This window comes from Achromobacter sp. NPDC008082 (genome assembly GCF_042957345.1).
GTDB classification, from domain to species: Bacteria; Pseudomonadota; Gammaproteobacteria; order Burkholderiales; family Burkholderiaceae_B; genus Achromobacter; species Achromobacter kerstersii_A.
In genome coordinates this window covers 127,105-148,057 of sequence record NZ_JBIBIB010000002.1, presented here as the reverse complement: position 1 = coordinate 148,057, position 20,953 = coordinate 127,105, and the positions used below count along the sequence as shown (strand labels likewise).

18 protein-coding genes are annotated in these 20,953 nt (G+C 65.9%); 13 read left to right on the top strand and 5 right to left on the bottom strand.

Features of this window, described 5'->3' with window-relative positions; all coding sequences use genetic code 11:
* Positions 1-117 precede the first annotated feature (117 nt).
* Genes ACFZAI_RS07730 through ACFZAI_RS07720 form a run of 3 tightly spaced genes read left to right on the top strand, consistent with a single transcriptional unit; the run spans position 118 to position 3,132 of the window.
* A complete protein-coding gene (locus ACFZAI_RS07730; RefSeq protein WP_054420570.1) occupies positions 118-1,032 on the top strand; it encodes an SDR family NAD(P)-dependent oxidoreductase in 915 nt (304 codons plus the stop codon).
* A 7-nt stretch (positions 1,033-1,039) separates the two neighbouring features.
* The gene (locus tag ACFZAI_RS07725) at positions 1,040-1,900 is read left to right on the top strand and encodes a MaoC/PaaZ C-terminal domain-containing protein (RefSeq protein WP_391566383.1); all 861 of its coding nucleotides are present in this window, start codon (positions 1,040-1,042) and stop codon (positions 1,898-1,900) included.
* Complete coding sequence (locus tag ACFZAI_RS07720) at positions 1,897-3,132, top strand: CaiB/BaiF CoA transferase family protein (protein ID WP_391566382.1); 1,236 nt, start codon at positions 1,897-1,899, stop codon at positions 3,130-3,132. Before ACFZAI_RS07725 ends, ACFZAI_RS07720 begins: the two co-directional genes overlap by 4 nt.
* A 100-nt stretch (positions 3,133-3,232) precedes the next feature.
* Here the strand turns inward: ACFZAI_RS07720 and ACFZAI_RS07715 are convergent, their stop codons facing one another.
* The gene (locus ACFZAI_RS07715) at positions 3,233-4,756 is read right to left on the bottom strand and encodes a fumarate hydratase (protein WP_054420567.1); all 1,524 of its coding nucleotides are present in this window, start codon (positions 4,754-4,756) and stop codon (positions 3,233-3,235) included.
* Between the two features lie 115 nt (positions 4,757-4,871).
* The gene (locus ACFZAI_RS07710; protein ID WP_054420566.1) at positions 4,872-5,639 is read right to left on the bottom strand and encodes a crotonase/enoyl-CoA hydratase family protein; all 768 of its coding nucleotides are present in this window, start codon (positions 5,637-5,639) and stop codon (positions 4,872-4,874) included.
* Positions 5,640-5,954: 315 nt separating this feature from the next.
* Here ACFZAI_RS07710 and glyQ point away from each other — a divergent pair, with 315 nt between their 5' ends.
* Genes glyQ through def form a run of 8 tightly spaced genes read left to right on the top strand, consistent with a single transcriptional unit; the run spans position 5,955 to position 13,435 of the window.
* Positions 5,955-6,854 (top strand): glycine--tRNA ligase subunit alpha, encoded by a 900-nt coding sequence (gene glyQ / locus ACFZAI_RS07705; RefSeq protein WP_054420565.1) that lies wholly within the window; start codon positions 5,955-5,957, stop codon positions 6,852-6,854.
* Positions 6,855-8,993: a glycine--tRNA ligase subunit beta gene (glyS, locus tag ACFZAI_RS07700; protein ID WP_391566381.1), complete on the top strand. Its 2,139-nt coding sequence runs from the start codon at positions 6,855-6,857 to the stop codon at positions 8,991-8,993.
* On the top strand, positions 8,990-9,529 hold the full coding sequence (gene gmhB / locus ACFZAI_RS07695) for a D-glycero-beta-D-manno-heptose 1,7-bisphosphate 7-phosphatase (RefSeq protein ID WP_391566380.1): 540 nt from the start codon (positions 8,990-8,992) through the stop codon (positions 9,527-9,529). Before glyS ends, gmhB begins: the two co-directional genes overlap by 4 nt.
* A gap of 4 nt (positions 9,530-9,533) precedes the next feature.
* Complete coding sequence (locus ACFZAI_RS07690; protein ID WP_391566379.1) at positions 9,534-10,262, top strand: lysophospholipid acyltransferase family protein; 729 nt, start codon at positions 9,534-9,536, stop codon at positions 10,260-10,262.
* Positions 10,249-11,316: a M48 family metallopeptidase gene (locus ACFZAI_RS07685; RefSeq protein ID WP_391566378.1), complete on the top strand. Its 1,068-nt coding sequence runs from the start codon at positions 10,249-10,251 to the stop codon at positions 11,314-11,316. The genes ACFZAI_RS07690 and ACFZAI_RS07685 overlap by 14 nt, the downstream gene beginning before the upstream one ends.
* Positions 11,317-11,336: 20 nt before the next feature.
* Positions 11,337-12,479: a 2-aminoethylphosphonate--pyruvate transaminase gene (locus ACFZAI_RS07680; RefSeq protein ID WP_391566377.1), complete on the top strand. Its 1,143-nt coding sequence runs from the start codon at positions 11,337-11,339 to the stop codon at positions 12,477-12,479.
* A gap of 11 nt (positions 12,480-12,490) precedes the next feature.
* Entirely contained in the window at positions 12,491-12,886 is a 396-nt protein-coding gene (gene gloA, locus ACFZAI_RS07675; RefSeq protein WP_391566376.1) for a lactoylglutathione lyase, read from the top strand.
* Positions 12,887-12,901: 15 nt separating this feature from the next.
* Complete coding sequence (gene def, locus ACFZAI_RS07670) at positions 12,902-13,435, top strand: peptide deformylase (RefSeq protein WP_391566375.1); 534 nt, start codon at positions 12,902-12,904, stop codon at positions 13,433-13,435.
* Here def and ACFZAI_RS07665 read toward each other — a convergent pair.
* Positions 13,432-15,873, bottom strand: coding sequence for an acyl-CoA dehydrogenase (locus ACFZAI_RS07665; RefSeq protein WP_391566374.1), 2,442 nt, complete (start codon positions 15,871-15,873; stop codon positions 13,432-13,434). The two genes, def and ACFZAI_RS07665, sit on opposite strands and share 4 nt — an antisense overlap.
* 149 nt (positions 15,874-16,022) lie before the next feature.
* Here ACFZAI_RS07665 and ACFZAI_RS07660 point away from each other — a divergent pair, with 149 nt between their 5' ends.
* Positions 16,023-17,252: a nucleoside recognition domain-containing protein gene (locus ACFZAI_RS07660; protein ID WP_054420557.1), complete on the top strand. Its 1,230-nt coding sequence runs from the start codon at positions 16,023-16,025 to the stop codon at positions 17,250-17,252.
* 70 nt (positions 17,253-17,322) lie between these two features.
* On the opposite strand, the gene pyk is transcribed toward ACFZAI_RS07660, so the two are convergent.
* Positions 17,323-18,765 carry a pyruvate kinase gene (gene pyk / locus ACFZAI_RS07655; RefSeq protein ID WP_054420556.1) on the bottom strand — a complete coding sequence of 481 codons (1,443 nt, stop codon included), beginning with the start codon at positions 18,763-18,765 and terminating at the stop codon, positions 17,323-17,325.
* Between the two features lie 128 nt (positions 18,766-18,893).
* On the opposite strand from pyk, the gene ACFZAI_RS07650 reads away from it, so the two are divergent.
* Complete coding sequence (locus ACFZAI_RS07650) at positions 18,894-20,036, top strand: glycerate kinase (RefSeq protein ID WP_391566373.1); 1,143 nt, start codon at positions 18,894-18,896, stop codon at positions 20,034-20,036.
* 118 nt (positions 20,037-20,154) lie between these two features.
* Here the strand turns inward: ACFZAI_RS07650 and rsmA are convergent, their stop codons facing one another.
* Positions 20,155-20,946 carry a 16S rRNA (adenine(1518)-N(6)/adenine(1519)-N(6))-dimethyltransferase RsmA gene (gene rsmA / locus ACFZAI_RS07645; protein ID WP_391566372.1) on the bottom strand — a complete coding sequence of 264 codons (792 nt, stop codon included), beginning with the start codon at positions 20,944-20,946 and terminating at the stop codon, positions 20,155-20,157.
* Positions 20,947-20,953 lie beyond the last annotated feature (7 nt).

Sequence of the window (20,953 nt, the reverse complement as noted above, 5' to 3'; positions counted from 1 at the left end):
TTGAATTCTTCGAATGCCGGGTCGAATCTACCATGGTGTTTTCCCGTGAACCAGACCGGTTGATGCGGAACTGTTTTCCACACACGGCGCACGCGCCGCAGCAAAGGAGTCGATTCAATGAGCGGCATGGTTTCCGGAAAGGTGGTGGTCGTCACGGGTGCGGGCGGCGGCATCGGGCGCAGCATTGCGCTGGCGATGGCGCAGGCGGGCGCCAAGGTGGTCGTGAACGATATCGGCGTGTCGCTCACCGGTGAAGGCGGCGCCGAAGGGCCTGCGCAAGCGGTTGTGAAAGAGATTATTTCGGCGGGTGGCCAGGCCGTGGCCAACACCGACAGCGTGGCGGCGTACGACAGCGCCAGCCGCGTGGTGCAAACCGCGATCGACGCATTCGGCCGCATTGACGCGGTGATCAACAACGCGGGAAATTTGCGCGACCGGGTTTTCCACAAGATGAGCGAAGAGGAATGGCGTCAGGTGATTGACGTGCATCTGAACGGCTCGTTCTACATGAGCCGCGCGGCCGCGCCCTATTTCCGCGAGCAGGAATCGGGCGCCTTCGTGCACATGACGTCCACGTCCGGCCTGATCGGCAACTTCGGCCAGGCGAACTACGCCGCCGCAAAACTGGGCATCGTGGCGCTGTCAAAATCCATCGCGCTCGACATGGCGCGCTACCACGTGCGCTCGAACTGCATCGCCCCCTTTGCGTGGAGCCGCATGACGAGTTCCATCCCCGCCGAAACCGACGAAGAAAAAGCGCGCGTCGAAAAACTGAAGAAGATGGAAGCGGGCAAGGTCGCGCCGATGGCGGTGTATCTGGCCAGCGACGCGGCCAGCGAAATCACCGCGCAGATCTTCGCCGTGCGCGCCAACGAAATCATGCTGATGAGCCAGCCGCGGCCGCTGCGCACGGTGCACAACAGCGAAGGCTGGACGCCGGAACGTATTGCCGAGATTGCCGTGCCCGCCATGCGCAAACACTTCTATGCGCTGGAGCGTTCGCCTGACGTCATCGACTGGGACCCCATCTGAGACCGCCATGCCGCTGGATTACGCAACCGTGAAGAATTGGCGCTTTGACGACGTCCGTCAGCGCTACGAGCAGAAAGACACCATGCTGTACGCGCTGGGCATCGGCTTGGGGCAAGACCCGGAAGACGCCAGCCAGTTGCGCTACGTCTACGAAAAGGACTTGCAGGCCTTTCCCACGATGAGCGTGGTGCTGGGCTACCCGGGCTTCTGGGTGCGCGAGCCGCGCGCGGGCATCGACTGGGTGAAGGTGGTGCATGGCGAGCAGCGGCTGACGGTGCATGCGCCGCTGCCGGCATCCGGCATGGTCACCGGCCGCAGCCGTAACACGCATGTGATCGACAAGGGCGCGGACAAAGGCGCCATCGTCATCACCGAGCGCACGCTGCATGGCGAAGACGGCACGCATCTGGCCACCTTGCAGCAAAGCACCTTCTGCCGGGGCGACGGCGGTTTCGGGCAAGGCGACGCCAGCCCCGACCCCTTGCCCGCAGCGCCGGATAGCGCGCCGGATCTACGTTGCGAGTTGCGCATTCCGCCCAGCGCGGCGCTGCTCTACCGCTTGAACGCCGACCGCAATCCGCTGCATGCCGACCCCGATGTTGCGAAGCAAGCGGGTTATCCCCGGCCTATCCTGCATGGGCTGTGTTCGTATGGCGTGGCGGCGCACGCCATCGTGAAAAGCTGCTGCGATTACGACGCATCGCGCTTGACCAGTTTGAACACGCGCTTCTCGGCGCCGGTGTACCCCGGCGAGACGCTGCAATGCGATATCTGGCGCATGCCGGATGGGCAGATCCGCTTTCGGGCGCGGGCGCGCGAGCGCGACATCGTGGTCATGAGCCACGGCACCGCGACGGTGCAATCATGACGCGGCCGCCCGCGCTCGATGGCATCCGCGTGCTGGATTTGTCACGCATCCTGGCCGGCCCCTGGTGCACGCAAAACCTGGCCGACCTGGGCGCCGACGTCATCAAGATCGAACGCCCGCGCGTGGGAGACGACACGCGCGCGTGGGGGCCGCCTTACTTGAAGGACGGCGACGGCCAGGACACGAGCGAATCCGCCTACTACCTTAGCGCCAACCGCAACAAACGTTCGGTGGAAGCCGACATGGCCACGCCCGAAGGTGCGGCGCTGATCCGCGAACTGGCGGCCGTCAGCGACATCCTGGTTGAGAACTTCAAGGTAGGCGGGCTGGCCAAGTACGGGCTGGACTACGACAGCCTGAAAGCCATCAATCCGCGCTTGATTTATTGCTCGGTCACCGGCTTCGGACAAGACGGACCCTTCGCGCAACGCCCCGGGTACGACTTCATGATCCAGGGCATGGGCGGGCTGATGAGCATTACCGGCGAACGCGATGATCTTCCCGGCGGCGGCCCACAGAAGGCGGGCGTGGCGGTGACCGATATCGTCACCGGCATGTACGCCACCGTCGCCATCCTGGCCGCGCTGCAAGAGCGGCATCGCAGCGGGCTGGGCCAGCATCTGGACATCGCCTTGCTGGACTGCCATGTGGCGCTGCTGGCGAACCAGAACTCGAACTACTTCAACTCGGGCGTGGCGCCCACGCGGGCGGGCAACGCGCATCAGAACGTGGTGCCGTACCAGGTGTTCGCCGCCAGCGACGGCCACCTGATTGTGGCGACGGGCAACGAATCGCAGTACCGCGCGTATTGCCGCGCCATCGGCGCGCCAGAGCTCGGCGACGACCCGCGCTTTTGCACCAACCGGCTGCGTGTGACGAACCGCGAGGTGTTGATAGGCCTGCTCACCGCCATCATGCGGGAAGGCCGGCGCGACGACTGGATCGCCAAGCTGGAAGCGGTGGGCGTGCCTTGCGGCCCGATCAACAACATCGCCCAGGCGTTTGCGCATCCGCAGTCAGAAGCACGGCAGCTGCGCCGCGATCTGCCGCATCCGTCAGGCGGCACCGCGCCCGTCACGGCCAGCCCGTTGCGGTTTTCGGGGTCGCCGGTGGTGTACCGGCGCGCGCCGCCACTGCTGGGCGAACATACGGAAGAAGTGCTGCGGGATGTGCTGGGAAAATCGGCCGACGCCATTGCCACATTCAAGACCCAGACCTTGGGCGATAGCTGACGCGTTGTCGATATCGCCATCCCAAAAAAACGGCCGCTGAGAAGTCAGCGGCCGTTTTTCTGTGCAGACGGGTCTGTGCAGGCGGGTCTGTGCGGGGGGCTTAGGCCACCGCGACCGGAATCTTCCCGATCTTGGCTTGCCATTCCTTGGGGCCCGTCGTGTGGACCGAGGTGCCTTGGGCGTCAACCGCCACGGTCACCGGCATGTCCTTCACGTCGAACTCATAGATGGCCTCCATGCCCAGGTCGGCAAAGCCCAGCACCTTGGCGCCACGGATGGCCTTGGACACCAGGTACGCCGCACCGCCCACGGCCATCAGGTAGGCCGAGCCGTGCTTCTTGATGGCTTCGATGGCCACAGGGCCGCGTTCCGACTTGCCGATCATGGAGATAAGGCCGGTCTTCTCCAGCATCATGTCGGTGAACTTGTCCATGCGCGTGGCGGTGGTGGGGCCTGCGGGGCCGACCACTTCGTCGCCCACCGGGTCCACCGGACCCACGTAATAGATCACGCGGTTGGTGAAGTCCACCGGCAGCGGCTCGCCCTTGGCGAGCATGTCCTGAATGCGCTTGTGCGCGGCGTCGCGGCCCGTCAGCATCTTGCCCGACAGCAGCAGGGTCTCGCCCGGTTTCCAGCTGGCGACTTCTTCCTTCGTCAGCGTGTTCAGGTCCACCTGCTTGGACTTGTTGTAGTCGGGCGCCCAGTGCACTTCCGGCCATTCGGACAGCGACGGCGGGTCCAGGCGCGCCGGGCCCGTGCCGTCCAGCTCGAAGTGGGCGTGACGCGTGGCGGCGCAGTTCGGGATCATGGCAACAGGCTTGGAGGCCGCGTGCGTCGGGAAGGTGCTGATCTTGACGTCCAGCACGGTCGTCAGGCCGCCCAGGCCCTGCGCGCCAATACCCAGCGCGTTGACCTTTTCGTAGAGCTCGATGCGCAGCTCTTCCAGCTTGTTCTGCGGGCCGCGGGCCAGCAGTTCGTACATGTCGATGTCTTCCATCAACGACTGCTTGGCCATCAGCATCGCTTTTTCAGCGGTGCCGCCGACGCCAATGCCGAGCATGCCCGGGGGGCACCAGCCGGCGCCCATCGTCGGGACGGTCTTCAGCACCCAGTCCACCAGCGAATCGCTGGGGTTCAGCATGGCGAACTTGGACTTGTTTTCCGAACCGCCGCCCTTGGAAGCGATTTGCACGTCGACCTTGTCACCCTGGACCAGCTCGACGTGCAGGATACAGGGCGTGTTGTCGCGCGTGTTCTTGCGCGCGAACAGCGGGTCGTCCAGCACCGAGGCGCGCAGCGGATTGTCCGGGTTCAGGTAGCCGCGGCGCACGCCTTCGTCACACAGCTCTTGCAGGGTGCGCTTGGTGTCAAAGCGCACGCTCATGCCGATCTTCAGGAAGACGTTGACGATGCCGGTGTCCTGGCACAGCGGACGCTTGCCTTCGGCGCACATGCGGGAGTTGGTCAGGATCTGCGCCATCGCGTCACGCGCGGCCGGGCTTTCCTCGCGCTCGTAAGCGCGCGCCAGGTGGCGGATGTAATCCACGGGGTGGTAATAGCTGATGAACTGAATGCCATCGGCTATCGACTGGATGAAGTCTTCTTCTTTAATGATGACGGACATGGCGATTTGCGGGTCTAGATGGAAAACATGAAAACGCGGCTGGCACTACCGGCCAACCGCAGTGGAGAAGAAATATTTTTGCCTTAGGCCGCACCAAGGCGGCGGGGTATACACATCACTTACCTTGCCAGACCGGCTTGCGCTTTTCGGCGAAGGCGGTTGCGCCTTCCTTAGCGTCGGCGGACGAGAAAATGTGGGCGATCAGCGGGCGCTGGCGGTCGAACATGCCTTCCTGCTCCCAGTCACCCGATTGCGACACGATGCTCTTGGCGGTCTGCACGGCCAGCGGGCCGTTTTCGACAATGGCGCGCGCCAGTTCCAGCGCGCCGGCCAGTGCGCCGCCCGGCTCGGTCAGGCGGTTGACCAGGCCAAACGAGTAGGCGCGTTCGGCGGTCAGCATTTCGCCCGTCAGAATCACTTCCATGGCGATGTGGTACGGCAGGCGGCGCGGCAAACGCAGCATGCCGCCGGCGCCGGCCACCAAGCCGCGCTTGACTTCGGGCAGGCCGAACTTGGCGTTATTGGCGGCCACGATCAGGTCGGAAGCCAGCGCCATTTCGCAGCCACCAGCCAGCGCATAGCCTTCCACGGCGGCGATCAGCGGCTTTTTGGGCGGGCGTTCGTTCAGGCCGGCGAAACCCCGGCCTTCCACGTAGGGACGCTGCCCGGATTTGGCAAACGCCTTCAAGTCCATGCCCGACGAGAACGTGCCGCCGCCACCGGTCAGGATGCCGATACGGATATCGTCGCGGCTGTCCAGCTGGTCCAGCGCGGCGGCCATGGCCTGCGCGGTTTCCAGGTTGATGGCGTTCTTGGCTTCGGGGCGGTTGATCGTGATGATCTGGATGCCGTCGGTGACTTCCACCGTGATCAGGTCTGACATTGGGACTGCTCCTTCCGGGAATTCTCGGAATCGGGTTCCGGGTTTTATATAAGACTTGGGACGTAACCTGGAATCATACGACCATTGGTTTGCAGGCGCAGCCAAGGTCTTGCGAAGCGTCCGCCAGCGGCACACCCGCCGCGCCGCAGCCAGCCGCCCGGCGAGCCCCCCCGCGCCTTCCGGGCGATGCCCAAAAGTCGTAGATGTAACCGTCCATCGGCCATGGGGAAACAGGACTGCCCCGGGCCAGTTAAAATGCCGGGTTTCCCACGCCCATGGCAGGCCTTGCCCGGGCGACCGAATTCCAAGAATCCTATGCTCACCTTTCAGCAAATCATCCTTACGCTCCAGGAATACTGGGACAAGCAGGGTTGCGCCCTGCTGCAACCCTACGACATGGAAGTCGGCGCCGGCACCTCGCACACGGCCACGTTCCTGCGCGCGATCGGCCCGGAGCCGTGGCGCGCCGCCTACGTGCAGCCGTCGCGCCGCCCCAAGGATGGCCGCTACGGCGAAAACCCCAACCGCCTGCAGCACTATTACCAGTACCAGGTGGTGTTGAAGCCCGCGCCCCCGGACATCCTGGACCTGTACATCGGTTCGCTGAAGGCGCTGGGCATTGACCCCACCCAACACGACATCCGCTTCGTTGAAGACGACTGGGAAAACCCCACGCTCGGCGCCTGGGGCCTGGGCTGGGAAGTCTGGCTGAACGGCATGGAAGTCACGCAGTTCACCTACTTCCAGCAAGTGGGCGGCCTGGATTGCACGCCGACCACGGGTGAAATCACCTACGGCCTGGAGCGTCTGGCCATGTACCTGCAGGACGTGCAAAGCGTGTACGACCTGGTCTGGACCGAAGGCGCCAACGGCAACCGCGTGCTGTACCGCGACGTGTTCCACCAGAACGAGGTCGAGCAATCGACCTACAACTTCGAGCACTCGTCGGCCGACATGCTGTTCGCGCACTTCAATGACTACGAAGCCGAAGCGAAGCGCCTGATGGAGGTTCCGCTGGCGCTGCCGGCCTACGAGGCCGCGCTGAAAGCCGCGCACACGTTCAACATGCTGGACGCGCGTGGCGCCATCAGCGTCACCGAGCGCGCCGCCTACATTGGCCGCATCCGCAACCTGTCGCGCGCTGTTGCGCAGGCTTATTTCGATTCCCGCGAACGACTGGGCTTTCCCATGCTGCGCCGTGGGGAGGCTGCATAAATGACGACGAACATCCGCCCGCTGCTGGTCGAACTGCTGACCGAAGAACTCCCGCCCAAGGCCCTGCAAAAGCTGGGCCAGGCCTATGCCGAAGGCGTGCGCGCCACGCTGGAACGCCACGGCCTGTTGGCCGAAGGCTGCGCGGTCACCGCGTATTCCACGCCGCGCCGTCTGGCCGTGCACCTGTCGGCCGTGCTGGCGCAGGCGCCCGACCAGCCCTACGCTGAAAAGCTGATGCCCGCCAAGATCGGCCTGACCGAAGACGGCAAAGCCACGCCGGCGCTGCAAAAAAAGCTGGCCGCCAAGGGCCTGGAAAATATTGATCTGGCCACGCTGGACCGCGAATCCGATGGCAAGCAGGACTACCTGGTTGCTCGCGGCACCGCCCCCGGCGCGGCGTTGGCAGCCGGCTTGCAGGAAGGCATCGACACCGCGCTGAACAGCCTGCCGATTCCGAAGGTCATGCGCTACCAATTGGCTGACGGCGTCACCACCGTCAAGTTCGTGCGTCCGGCGCACGGCTTGGTCGCGCTGTTTGGCGCCGACGTGGTGCCGGTGTCGGCGCTGGGCATGCAAGCGGGCCGCGACACCCTCGGCCACCGCTTCATGAGCACGGGCCCGGTGTCGATTGCCGACGCCGACTCCTACGCCGCCACGCTGGCTGAAAAGGGCCGCGTCGTCGCGTCCTTCGAAGGCCGCCGCGACGACATCCAGCGCCAGTTGCTGGACCACGCCGGCCGCCTGTCGGCCACGCTGGGCGACGACCCCGAAGTGGCCGCGCTGCTGGACGAAGTGACCGCACTGGTCGAACACCCCACCGTCTATGTGGGCGAGTTTGAAGAGCAGTTCCTGCAAGTGCCGCAGGAATGCCTGATCCTGACCATGCGGCTGAATCAGAAGTACTTCCCGCTGTTCGACCCGGCCACCGGCCGCCTGACGCACCGCTTCCTGATCGTGAGTAACATGCACACGGACAACCCGGTGAACATCGTCGAAGGCAACCAGCGCGTCGTGCGCCCGCGCTTGGCGGACGCCCAGTTCTTCTTCGAAACCGACCGCAAGACGCCGCTGGCCGCGCGCGTCGAGCAACTGGGTTCCATCGTGTATCACAACAAGCTGGGCACCCAGCTTGAACGCGTTGAACGCGTGCGCGCCATCGCGCGCGGCGTGGCCGGCCAGTTGGGCGGCGACGTCAGCGCCGCGGACCGCGCCGCCATGCTGGCCAAGGCCGACCTGGGTTCGAACATGGTGGGCGAATTCCCCGAGCTGCAAGGCATCATGGGCGCCTACTACGCCGCCGGCGACGGCGAGCCCGCCAGCGTCGTCGAGGCGCTACGCACGCAGTACCGCAACCGCTACGACGCCCCCGTCACCCAAGACACGCTGACGGCCGCCACGCTCTTCATCGCCGAACGCGTGGAAACGCTGGTCGGCATCTGGGCCATTGGCCTGGCGCCCACGGGCGAACGCGACCCCTTCGGCCTGCGCCGCGCCGCGCTGGGCCTGATCAGCGCCTTCGAACAGCTGGCCGCAGGCGGCTGGCTGAAGATCAGCGAAGACGGCCCGCTGTCCCTGAACGGGCTGCTGGAACTGGCCGCGGGCACCTTCCCCGCCGGCAAGATTCCCGCCGACACGCTGGCTGAAGTCCGCACCTTCATCTACGAACGCTATCGCAACCAGCTCATCAACGACTTCGACCGCAACGCGGTGGAAGCCGTGATTGCGCTGACGCCGCCGCTGCACCAAGTGGCCGAGCGCGTGCGCGCCGCCGCCGCGTTTGCGCAACTGCCCGAGGCTGCGAGCCTGGCCGCCGCCAACAAGCGCATCGGCAATCTGCTGAAGAAGGCCGAAGGCGAGATCGCTGCGGTGAATGACGCCGCGCTGGTCGAGCCCGCCGAACGCGCGCTGGCGGCCACGGTGGCCGCGCTGCGCCCGCAAGCCGAAGCGCAACTGGCCGCGGGCGACTTCGCCGGCAGCCTGTCCACGCTGGCCAAGGCCCGCGAGCCCGTGGACGCATTCTTTGCCGACGTCATGGTCATGGCCGAAGACCCGGCCGTGCGCGCCAACCGCCTGGCTCTGTTGAGCCAGCTGCATGGCCTGATGAACCAGGTGGCCGACATTTCCAGGCTGGCACAGTGAAACTGATCATCCTTGACCGCGACGGCGTCATCAATCAGGACAGCGATGCGTTCGTCAAGAATCCCGACGAATGGATTGCCCTGCCGGGCAGCCTGCACGCCATCGCCCGGCTGACGCAGGCCGACTGGAAAGTGGTGGTCGCCACCAACCAGTCCGGCCTGGCGCGCGGCCTGTTCGATATGGACACGCTGACCGCCATCCACACCAAGATGCGGCGCGAGCTCGCGGCTGCGGGCGGCGCGATCGACGCCGTGTTCCTGTGCCCGCACGGGCCGGACGACAACTGCACCTGCCGCAAGCCGCGTCCGGGCCTGTTCGAACAGATCGGCCACCGCTACGACATCAATCTGGCTGGCGTGCCGGCCGTGGGCGATTCGCTGCGCGACTTGCAGGCGTCGTCCGCCGTGGGCTGCTCGCCGTGGCTGGTGCAAACCGGCAATGGCAAGAAGACGCTGGCCAAGGGCGGCTTGCCTGAAAACACGCGCGTGTGTGAAGACCTGTCGGCCGTGGTCGACCTTCTGCTTCAGGACAACTGATTCAATGGCCCGGCTACGCTCGCTGCTGTACTTCCTGTTCCTGGCCGTCACGGTCATCCCCTACGCCTTCGCCTGCATCCTGTGGGCGCCGCTGCCGCTGCACTGGCGCTACAAGCTGACGGTGGGCTGGCCGCGTCTGGCCATCTGGGGCGCCAAGGTGTTCTGCGGTATCCGCTGGCAGGTCAAGGGCTGGGAAAACCTGCCCGATGGCCCTGCCGTGATCCTGTCGAAACACCAGTCGGCCTGGGAAACGCTGTTCTTCCCGGCCCACATGCCGCGCGAAGTCTGCTTTGTCTACAAGAAAGAACTGCACATGGTGCCGTTCTTCGGCTGGGGCCTGGCGCTGCTGCGCATGATCGCCATCGATCGTTCGAAAGGCCGCGACGCCTTTGATCAGGTGGTCAAGCAAGGCCAGACCCGCATGGATGAAGGCCGCTGGCCGCTGCTGTTCCCGGAAGGCACCCGCGTGCCGCCGGGCAAGACCGCGCGCTTCAAGATGGGCGGCGCGTTGCTGGCTTCGCGCACGGGCGCCGTCGTCATCCCCGTGGCGCATAACGCCGGCGAATGCTGGCGGCGCAACGCTTTCGTCAAATATCCCGGCATGGTCACCCTATCGATCGGTCCCGCGATAGAATCCAAGGGACTCTCCCCCGAAGAACTGAACCAGAAGGTTCAGGCCTGGATCGAAGGGGAAATGCGGCGTCTCAACCCCGAAAGGTATGCCCAGCACTGATCAGCTCGAACTCCTGTTCGACGTGCACGAAGACGACGCGCCCCAGGGCGCGTCGCCGCTGATCGCCACGCCGAAGCTACCGGCTGCGCCCCGCCCCGCTCCCAAGGCGGCGCCCCCGCAGCCGGTCACGCCCAAGACACTATTCCCCGACTCGCAGGGCGGCCCCCGGCCAGGCAGCAACGCCGACACGCCACTCGGCTCGCAGTCCGCCCCCCCGCCCCACGCGTCCCCCTCCGGCGAGCCGCTGCTGACGTTGTCGCCCAATGCGTCGTCGCGCGTGCCAACCCCCTGCCCTGACCCCTTACCGCCCGGCGCACGCTGGCGCGAAGTGCCGACCGAGCAACAGCCCATCGGCTTCGTGCTGCTGCGCTCGCGCCGCCGCAGCATCGGGTTCGTAATTACAGACGACGGCCTTCGGGTCACCGCGCCCAGCTGGGTCACGCTGACGCAGATTGACGACGCCGTGCGCGAGAAGGCCCGCTGGATTCTCACCAAGCTGCGTGAATGGCATGCCCGCAAGCAGCAACTGGCCATGGCGCATACGCGCTGGCAGGCGGGCGGCGAACTGCCGTATCTGGGCAAGCGCATCCTGATTGGCGTGGGCGGCGACAGCCGCCAGGCGTGGCTCTCGGGCGACGCCGATGCGCCCGAAGACGGCGACACGCTCTGGCTGGCGCTGCCCTCGCACGCAGATCAAAGCCGCATCCGCGACTCCGCCCAAGCCTGGCTGCAACAGCGTGCCGGCGCGTGGTTCGGCGCGCGACTGGCGCACTTTCTGCAAATCAGCGGGCTGAAGATTCGGCGCTGGAGGTTGTCATCGGCCGCCACGCGCTGGGGCTCATGCACCAGCGACGGCAACATCATGCTGAATTGGCGCTTGATCCATTTCGCGCCCGGCATCATTGATTACGTCATCGCGCACGAGCTTGCGCATCTGCGCGAGATGAACCACAGTCAGGACTTCTGGCGCGAAGTGGGCCAGATTCTGCCCGACTTCGAAGACGCCAAGAACATCCTGCGGCGTCACGACCCCGCATCCTTGCCTCAGTTCTGAGGCGTTTTGGAGACCAGACAATGTTGCTGCTGATTCCGGGCCCGGTCACGACCGACGCGCGGGTGAAGGCCGCCATGGCGCAAGACTATGCGCCGTGGGACAACGACTTCCGCGAGACCTACCGGCAGGTCTGCGATGGGGTGCTGCGTGTGGCGCAGGCGTCGTCCGACACGCACGCCGCGCTGGCGCTGCCCGGCTGCGGCCACTTTGCGGTGGAAGCCGCGATCCGTACCTTCGTGCCTCTGGGCGGCCGCCTGCTGGCGCCGTCCACAGGCGCGTACGCCGCGCGCTTGCAGAAGCTGGCGGGCGACGCGGGCCGGGTGGCGGTGCCCTTGCCCGTGGGCGCAACCGAACGCGTTGACCCGCAAGCCGTCGCCGCCGCGCTGGAACGCGACCCGACGTTGACGCATCTGGCGCTGGTCTACAGCGAAACCGGCAGCGGCATCTGCCATGACGTGCCTGAGCTGGCCCGCATCGCGCACGCGCTGGGCCGCCGCGTCATCGTCGACGCCGTGTCGGCCTTTGGCGCGCTGCCGCTGGATCTGTCCACCCTGCCCGCCGTGGACGCCGTGGTGCTGACGGCGAACAAATGCCTGGAAGGGCTGCCGGGTGCGGCCTTTGTAGTGGCGCGCCGTGACGCGCTGGACGCCGCGCGCGGCAACGCGGGCAGCTGGTCGCTGGATTTGGCTGACATCTATCAGCACACGCTTGCGCCCAACGCCGGCCCCCGCTTCACGCCGCCCGCGCCCACGATTGCCGCGCTGGCCGTGGCGCTGGAACTGTATCGCGAGGAAGGCCGCGAGGCGCGTCTGGCCCGTTACACGGCCAACATGCGCACGCTCTATGATGGCGTCAGCGAGCTCGGGCTCACGCCCTACCTGACGCGCGATCTGCAAGGCCCGATTGTCGTCAACGTTCATGCGCCAGATGCGCCCACCTGGCATCTGCAATTGTTCGTCGACGCCCTGAAGGCGCGCGGCTACGTGCTCAGCAATTTTTTCAACACCGAACAACCTTCGTTCCGGGTCGGCTGCATCGGCGCCTTTGGCGCAGACCAGATGCGGCTCGCGGTCGACGCCATGGGCGGCGCACTGCGCGACATCGGCATTACACGGGAACGCGCCGGCGCTGCCCGGTTCTTCCCCCCACCCCTCATCGCTTAAGGAAAAATCCCATGCGTATGCTTCACACCATGCTGCGAGTCGGCAACCTCGACAAGTCCATCGATTTCTACACCAACGTGCTCGGCATGCGCGTCCTGCGCCGCAACGACTACCCGGAAGGCAAGTTCACGCTGGCCTTCGTGGGCTATCAAGACGAATCCGAAGGCGCGGTCATCGAACTGACCCACAACTGGGACACCGACAAGTACGACCTGGGCACCGGCTACGGCCACATCGCCCTGGAAGTCGACAACGCCTACGAAGCCTGTGACAAGGTCAAGGAACGCGGCGGCAAGGTCACCCGCGAAGCCGGCCCGATGAAGCACGGCAAGACGGTCATCGCCTTCGTTGAAGACCCGGACGGCTACAAGATCGAGTTCATCCAGAAGAAAGGCCGCCAGGACTAATCAGGAACGCCAGCCATGATCCACCCCATCCTCAAAATGGGCGACCCGCGCCTGCTGCGTGTGGCGCCCCCGGTGGAGCGTTTCGACACGCCCGAGCTGCACGCCCTGATCGAAGACATGTTCGAGACCATGGCGGCGGCCCAAGGCGTGGGCCTGGCCGCGCCGCAGATTGGCGTGGACCTGCAACTGGTGATCTTCAGTTTTGACCGCAACGAGCGCTACCCCGACGCGCCCGCCGTGCCGCAGACCATCCTGTGCAACCCCGTCATCACGCCGCTTTCCGACGACAAGGAAGACGGCTGGGAAGGCTGCCTGTCCGTGCCGGGGTTGCGCGGGCTGGTGCCGCGCTACCGCCACATCCGCTACAGCGGCTTCGACCCCTATGGCAAACCGATCGAGCGCGAAGCCGAAGGCTTTCACGCCCGCGTGGTGCAGCATGAATGCGATCACCTGATCGGCCGCCTGTACCCGTCGCGCATCCAGGATTTCTCGAAGTTCGGCTTCACGGAAATCCTGTTCCCGGGCATGGACCCGAACGCCGACGATTAAGCGTCCGGGCGCGGGGGTGACGCGGCGGACGGGGTATCGGAAGCGATATCAGAGTCACCGGGCACGCCGTTAGCTGGCTGGTTGGCCGGTGCATGGGACGGTTCTTGGGCCAGCTCTTGGGCCAGCTCTTGGGCCGGTTCGTTTTCGAATGCATCGCCAGCCGACCCAGCTGACGCCTTGGCCGCCTGCGGCGACAGATCTTCCGGCGCGAAATCGTCCACCTGCAAGACCTGCGACACCAGCGCCTCGGCAGCTTCCAGCTGCGCGGCCTGCGTGTCGGTGATGGCGCCGCGCTGATGCGCCTCGCGCCAGTCACGCACGCCTGACTGCCGCAGCCGGTCGCGGATGGGCTGCACGGCATTCACCAGCGCAAACGCGCGCGTCAGATCGGCCAACGGGTCGCCGCCCCGCCGCCCGCCGCCCAGCAGCACGCCGGCGGCCGGATTGCCGGACGGTTCCCGATGCAGGTCCGCCGCCAGCCGCACATGCGTAGGCGACGGCTTCAACAGCAGCTCCGCGCATTCCCGGGTCAGCGCATCGTTCGGCCCGCGGGCCAGCCGCAGCGGCAGGATGGCCGCGCGCAGCCCCCAGGCCAGCACGCGGCCGGGCAGGTTGCGCAGCACCTGATCCAGGCTCTTTTCGATGGTGGCGTAGCCCTGCTCCATGCACCAATGCACCAGCGGCAGATCGTCGTGCTTGCGCCCGTCGTCCTCCCAGCGCTTGAGCACGGCGGACAGCAAATACAGCTCGGACAGCACATCGCCCAACCGGGCCGAGATCATTTCGCGCCGCTTCAAGCCGCCGCCCAACTGCGCCAACGTAGCGTCCGCCAGCAACGCAAAGCCCGCCGAATAGCGCCCCAGCCGGCGGTAGTGCCCCGCCGTGGGGCCTGACACCGGCGACGGCGCCAGCACGCCGCCCGTCCACGCGCGGCCAATCGCGCGCAGCGTGTTCTTGCCCGCGTGGCGCAGATGCCGCCAGAACACATCGTGGAAGACCTCGATGCCGCGTTCTTCGTCCGGGTTGGCCAGCGCCAGCATTTCCGGCATCAGGTAAGGATGCGCGCGGATGGCGCCCTGGCCGAAGATGATGAGATTGCGCGTCAGGATGTTCGCGCCTTCAACGGTGATGGCGATTGGCACCGCGCGGTAAAGCGCCCCCAGGTAGTTGCTGGGCCCGTCGATAACGGCGCGCCCGGCGTGTACATCCATCGCCGCATTGACCGAACCGCGCATGCGTTCGGTGGCGTGATATTTCATGATGCCGGACACCACTGCCGGCTTCACGTCCTGGTTCAACGCCGCGCAAGTCAGGCGGCGGGCCGCTTCAACCAGATAGGCGTTGCCCGCCAGCACGGCCAGCTGTTCCTGCACGCCTTCGAATTTACCGACCGGGATGCCAAATTGCTCACGCACACGGGCATACATGCCGGTCGTGTGCGCGCACATGACGGCGGCGGCGGCCGACAGCGAGGGCAACGATATGCCGCGCCCAGCCGCCAACGCGCTCATCAACATCTTCCAGCCCTGCCCCGCACGCGCCTCGCCGCCGATCAGCGCGTCCAGCGGCACGAACACATCGCGCCCCTTGTTGGGGCCGTTCTGAAAGACCTGCATTGCGGGCAAATGGCGCCGGCCGATCTCGACGCCCGGCGCCTCGGTAGGCACCAGCGCCACCGAAATGCCTATGTCTTTCGCGCCGCCCAGGATGCCGTCAGGGTCGCTCATCTTGAACGCCAGGCCCAGCACCGTCGCCACCGGCCCCAGCGTGATGTAGCGCTTGTGCCAGTTCAGGCGGATACCGATGAGCTCGCGGCCATCCACCACCTGGCGGCAGACGACGCCGGTGTCGACCATGGAGGCGGCGTCCGAGCCGGCCTCGGGGCTGGTCAGGCCAAAGCACGGCACTTCCCTGCCGTCGGCTAACCGGGGCAGCCAATAATCGCGTTGCGCGGGCGTGCCGAATTGCATCAGCAATTCGCCCGGCCCAAGGGAGTTCGGCACCATCACCGTCACGCCCGCGGTGATGGAATACGCCGAGATGCGCCGCACCACTTCCGAATGCGCGTAGGGCGAAAAGCCCAGCCCGCCGTAACGGCGCGGGATGATCATGCCGAAGAAGCGCTGCGATTTCAGAAATGCCCAGACCTCTGGCGGTAAGTCACGCCGGTTCCAGGTGATGTCCCATTCGTCCAGCATGGCGCACAGTTGCGCCACCGGGCCGTCGATGAAAGCCTGTTCTTCGCGGGTCAGCGTGGCGGCGGGCACGTCCAGCAGCTTGCGCCAGTCGGGGTTGCCGGTGAACAGGTCGGCGTCCCACCAGGTGTCTCCGGCTTCGATGGCCTCGCGCTCGGTCGCCGACATGGGAGGCAGGGCGTTGCGCGCCCAGCGGTACGCAGGTTCCGAGATGCGGCGGCGGCGCCAGGCATTGAAATCCATGAGTGTCCCTCACTGTTATGGCCCTAGGGCGGTTCGGGTCAAAGTACCAGAATTGGCGGCGCGCGGCCAAGCCGGACCGTGCTGACTCTGCGACAATGGGCGTCCCCCGCGCTGGTGCGCAATCAATCGCTATCCGGGCATCAAGACGCATGCTGAACAAACTCTGGCTGGGCTTCTTCCTGACCGCCGCCGCCGCCGCGCTGTACCGCTGGCTGGCCATCGGAGACCCCGACGTTTTCCGCCTGATGGTGGCCAGCCTGTTCGACATGGCGCGCGTATCCGTGGAAGTGATGGTGCTGCTGTTTGGCACGCTGACCTTGTGGCTGGGCTTTCTGCGCATCGCCGAAGGCGCGGGGCTGGTGGAGCGGCTGGCGCGTTTGCTGGGGCCGCTATTCGCCCGCCTGATGCCCGAGGTGCCGCGCAATCATCCCGCCATTGGCCTGATCACGCTGAATTTCGCCGCCAATGGGCTGGGGCTGGACAACGCCGCCACGCCGATCGGCCTGCGCGCCATGCGCGAGCTGCAATCGCTGAACCCCACGCCCGAGACCGCCACCAACGCGCAGATCCTGTTCCTGGTGCTGAATGCGTCATCGTTGACGTTGCTGCCCGTCACCCTTTTCATGTTCCGCGCGCAACAGGGCGCGGCGGACCCGACGCTGGTATTCCTGCCCATCCTGCTGGCCACCAGCGCATCCACGCTGGCGGGCTTTCTGGCGGTTGCCCTGTGCCAGCGGCTGCGCCTGGCCGACCCCGTCGTCATGCTGTGGCTGGGCGGCGCGGCGCTCGTCATGGGCGGATTCATGGCGCTGCTGGCCAGCATGTCAGCCGTGGCCATCGCGTCACTATCGTCGCTGATGGGCAATCTGGCGCTGTTCGGCATCCTGCTGGCGTTCCTGATTGCCGGCGCCTGGAAAAAAGTGCCGGTGTACGAAGCCTTCATCGAAGGCGCCAAAGAAGGCTTCGATATCGCCAAGAGCCTGCTGCCCTATCTGGTGGCGATGCTCTGCGCCGTGGGCGTGCTGCGGGCCTCGGGCGCGCTCGACTTCCTGTTGGACGGTATCCGCTGGATGGCGCAGCACGCGGGCTGGGACACACGTTTCGTTGACGCGCTGCCCACCGCGCTGGTCAAGCCGTTTTCCGGCAGCGCAGCGCGCGCAATGATGCTGGAAACCATGACGCACTTCGGCGTGGACAGCTTCCCGGCGCTGCTCGCCGCGGTGATGCAAGGCAGCACCGAAACCACCTTCTATGTGCTGGCGGTGTATTTCGGTTCGGTGGGAATTCTGCGCGCGCGCCACGCGGTGGGCTGCGCGCTGATCGCCGATCTGGCCGGTGTGCTGGCCGCGATCGGCGTGTGCTATTGGTTCTTCGGCTGAAATGCCCTGCTGAAATGCCCGACTGAAATGCCATGGATGCCTGCGGGGCAAGCCCCGCAGGCGCCCCGCGTCAATCCACCAGCAGGATTTTCATGCCGTTGGTGCCACCGCTGTCGCGGTAGAAATCACCCTTGGTCAGAATGACCCAATCGCCCGTCTGCACCAGATTGCGCTTGCGCAATTCGTCGATGGCGGCGTTGCTGAGATCGGCCGGTTCGTAATCCGACGGCGAAAACGGAATGGTGTAGACGCCCCGGAACATCGCCACGCGATTCTGCGTCAGGCTGTGCGGGCTGTAGCAGTAGATCGGCACGCCCGACCGGATGCGCGACATGATCAGCGGCGTGTGGCCGCTTTCGGTCAACGCGATGATGGCCTTCACGCCTGGAAAATGATTGGCCGCGTACATGGCCGCCAGCGCAATCGTTTCATCGCAGCGCGTGAACGTTTCACCCATGCGGTGATGCGACTTGGTCGACGTGGGATGCTTTTCCGCGCCCAGGCACACGCGCGCCATGGCCTGCACCGTTTCCACGGGGTACTGGCCTGACGCGCTTTCGGCGGACAGCATCACGGCGTCGGTGTAGTCCAGCACGGCGTTGGCCACGTCGGACACTTCGGCGCGCGTGGGCATGGGGCTGGAGATCATGGATTCCATCATCTGCGTCGCCGTGATCACCACCTTGTTCAGCGTGCGGGCGTGCTGGATGATGCGCTTCTGAATGCCCACCAATTCGGCATCGCCCACTTCCACGCCCAGGTCGCCGCGCGCCACCATCACGCCGTCGCTCGCGCGGATCAGCGAGTCCAGCGCTTCGTCGTCCGCCACGGCTTCGGCGCGTTCGATTTTGGCGATGATCCAGGCCTGGCTGCCCGCTTCGGCAAGCAGGGTGCGGGCTTCGTCGATGTCGCTGCCATAGCGCGGGAACGACACGGCGACGTAGTCCAGCTCCATCTCGGCGGCCAGCTTGATGTCGACGCGGTCTTTGTCGGTGAGGCTGGGCGCAGACAAGCCGCCGCCACGGCGGTTGATGCCCTTGTTGTTCGACAGCGGGCCGCCGACGGTGACGGTGGTGTGGACTTCGTCGCCTTCAACGCGGTCAACCACCAGCACCACGCGGCCGTCGTCCAGCAACAGCTCGTCGCCCACGCGGCAGTCAGTCACGAGTTCGGGGTAATCAATGCCGACGATGCTGGCGTTACCGGCATCCTTGGGATGCACGCGCGACAGCGTGAACGGCTGGCCGACTTGCAGCTGCACCAGCTTGTCGGTGAAGCGCGCGATGCGGATCTTGGGGCCTTGAAGGTCGCCCATGATGGCGACGAAGCGGCCTTGCTTAGCGGCGATCTCGCGCACCAGCCGGGCGCGGTCGCGGTGATCGTCCGCGCTGCCATGCGAGAAGTTCAAACGGGCCACATCCAGGCCTGCGCGGATCAAGGCTTCAATGCGTTCGGGCGACGAAGTCGAAGGGCCCAAGGTGGCGACAATTTTTGTGCGGCGCAATACAGGCATGACGGTCCACTCTCGCAAAAACAACGAAAGCGCTATGGTACGCCGCCTGCGTTCGCACGGGTATCATGGTCGTCACGCCGGCCCTCTTGCCACCTTCATCGCAGCCTTTTACGAGCCCAGTCAAACCCGTGAAAATCGTCATCGCTCCCGACTCTTTCAAAGAAAGCGTGTCCGCGCCCGATGCGGCGGCAGCCATTGCGCGCGGCGTCAAAGCCGCGTTTCCCGGCGCCCACACGGTGTGCGTGCCGATGGCCGATGGCGGCGAAGGAACGGTTGAAGCCGTGCTGGCCGCAACCGGCGGCAAAGAGCACGAGCTGACGGTAAACGATGCGCTCGGCTACAAGGTCGACGCCATCTGGGGGCTGCTGGCAGACGGCACCGCCGTGATCGAAATGGCGGCGGCAGCCGGGCTTGAACTGATCTCGCCCAGCAAGCGCGACCCGATGCGCGCCAGCAGCCACGGGGTGGGCGAATTGATTCTGGCGGCCGTGAACGCTGGCGCCACGCGCATCATCCTGGGCCTGGGCGGTTCGGCCACCAACGACGGCGGCGCTGGCATGTTGACCGCGCTGGGCGTGCGTTTGCTGGACGCCGACGGCCACAGCCTGCCGCCCGGCGGCGGCGCGCTGGGCAAGCTGGCCAGCATCGACACGCGCGGGCTTGATCCGCGTCTGGCGAAGATTCGCATCGATATCGCCTCGGACGTCGACAACCCGCTATGCGGCCCGCACGGCGCATCTCATATCTTCGGCCCGCAAAAAGGCGCCACCCCGGAACAGGTGCTGACGCTGGATCAGATGCTGGGCAATTTTGCCGATGTCTGCGCGCGCCATCTGGGCGTGGACCATCGCCATGAGCCGGGCGCGGGCGCGGCGGGCGGCTTGGGTTTCGCCGCCAAGGCATTCCTGCAAGCGCACTTCCGCCCGGGCGTGGAGATCGTGGCCGAGCTGGGGCAATTGGCCAACGCCATCGAAGGCGCCACGCTGGTGTTCACCGGCGAAGGCCGCATGGACGCGCAGACACTGCGCGGCAAGACACCGGCTGGCGTGGCGAAGATTGCGCAGCGCGCGGGCGTGCCGGTCGTGGCGTTGGCGGGGTCGCTGGGCGATGGGTACGAAGCGCTGCATGCCGTCGGCATCAGCGCGGCGTTCAGCCTGGCGCCGGGGCCGATCACGTTGCAGCAGGCGCTGACGGACGCGGAAAAGCTGCTGGCGGATCGTGCGCGCGACGTCATGCAACTGTGGATGGCGGCGCAGAAGCGGATGTTGTGAGGGGGCGGGGGGATTGGCGCGTTGCCCGTCGGCGGTCTGCTCGCCGCCCCCATCAAGCGCTGGTGAGTCCACAAAGAAAAAGCCCGCAAGCGCGGGCTTTCTCATGGGCGGTTCGCATTTAAGCGCTTTGCAGCACGCCCGCTTCCACCAGCGCGTCCGACAAGCGGATGTAGCGGTCGACCGAGATATCTTCCGCGCGCGCGGTCGGCGCAATGTCCAGCGCTTCCCACGGCACTTGCGGCGCCCAGTCGGCCAGCACGCGGCGCAGCATCTTGCGGCGTTGCGAGAAGGCGCGCGCCACCACCGTTTCAAACGCGCGGAAACTGACCGGACGCAGCCGGTCCGCCGGCAGCGGCACCATGCGCACAATCGCCGACACCACCTTGGGCGGCGGATCGAACGCTTCCGGCGGCACATCGAACAGCTTGTGCATGCGATAGCGCGATTGCAGCATCACGGACAAGCGGCTGAAATCGCCCGAGCCCGGTTGCGCCACCATGCGGTCGATCACTTCGCGCTGCAACATGAAATGCTGGTCGCGAATGTGGTCGGCCCACGTCATCAGATGGAACAGCAGCGGGCTGGAAATGTTGTAGGGCAGATTGCCCACAACACGCAGCGCGCTGCCGAACTGTGAAAAATCGACGGTCAGCGCATCGGCCTCGACCACCGTCAGGCGGCTGGCTTCGAACTGCTTGCGCAGGCGGGCGGCCAGATCGCGGTCGATCTCGACCGCGGTCAGATGGTCCAGCCGCTCAAGCAGCGGCCGGGTCAGCGCAGACAACCCCGGGCCGATTTCGACCACGGCATCGTCACGGGCCGGTGCAACGGCCCGGACGATGGACTCGACGACGCTTTCGTCGGTCAGAAAGTTCTGGCCAAAGCGCTTGCGCGCCTGGTGTTGAGACATGAAAAGC

Excerpts from the sequence above, each read along its gene's own strand:
- rsmA (WP_391566372.1), bottom strand. The coding sequence starts at position 20,946 with ATGTCTCAACACCAGGCGCGCAAGCGCTTTGGCCAGAACTTTCTGACC.
- ACFZAI_RS07665 (WP_391566374.1), bottom strand. The coding sequence starts at position 15,873 with ATGGATTTCAATGCCTGGCGCCGCCGCCGCATCTCGGAACCTGCGTAC.
- gloA (WP_391566376.1), top strand. The coding sequence starts at position 12,491 with ATGCGTATGCTTCACACCATGCTGCGAGTCGGCAACCTCGACAAGTCC.
- ACFZAI_RS07715 (WP_054420567.1), bottom strand. The coding sequence starts at position 4,756 with ATGTCCGTCATCATTAAAGAAGAAGACTTCATCCAGTCGATAGCCGAT.
- ACFZAI_RS07730 (WP_054420570.1), top strand. The coding sequence starts at position 118 with ATGAGCGGCATGGTTTCCGGAAAGGTGGTGGTCGTCACGGGTGCGGGC.
- ACFZAI_RS07725 (WP_391566383.1), top strand. The coding sequence starts at position 1,040 with ATGCCGCTGGATTACGCAACCGTGAAGAATTGGCGCTTTGACGACGTC.
- ACFZAI_RS07690 (WP_391566379.1), top strand. The coding sequence starts at position 9,534 with ATGGCCCGGCTACGCTCGCTGCTGTACTTCCTGTTCCTGGCCGTCACG.
- ACFZAI_RS07680 (WP_391566377.1), top strand. The coding sequence starts at position 11,337 with ATGTTGCTGCTGATTCCGGGCCCGGTCACGACCGACGCGCGGGTGAAG.
- def (WP_391566375.1), top strand. The coding sequence starts at position 12,902 with ATGATCCACCCCATCCTCAAAATGGGCGACCCGCGCCTGCTGCGTGTG.
- glyQ (WP_054420565.1), top strand. The coding sequence starts at position 5,955 with ATGCTCACCTTTCAGCAAATCATCCTTACGCTCCAGGAATACTGGGAC.
- ACFZAI_RS07710 (WP_054420566.1), bottom strand. The coding sequence starts at position 5,639 with ATGTCAGACCTGATCACGGTGGAAGTCACCGACGGCATCCAGATCATC.
- pyk (WP_054420556.1), bottom strand. The coding sequence starts at position 18,765 with ATGCCTGTATTGCGCCGCACAAAAATTGTCGCCACCTTGGGCCCTTCG.
- ACFZAI_RS07720 (WP_391566382.1), top strand. The coding sequence starts at position 1,897 with ATGACGCGGCCGCCCGCGCTCGATGGCATCCGCGTGCTGGATTTGTCA.
- ACFZAI_RS07685 (WP_391566378.1), top strand. The coding sequence starts at position 10,249 with ATGCCCAGCACTGATCAGCTCGAACTCCTGTTCGACGTGCACGAAGAC.
- ACFZAI_RS07660 (WP_054420557.1), top strand. The coding sequence starts at position 16,023 with ATGCTGAACAAACTCTGGCTGGGCTTCTTCCTGACCGCCGCCGCCGCC.
- glyS (WP_391566381.1), top strand. The coding sequence starts at position 6,855 with ATGACGACGAACATCCGCCCGCTGCTGGTCGAACTGCTGACCGAAGAA.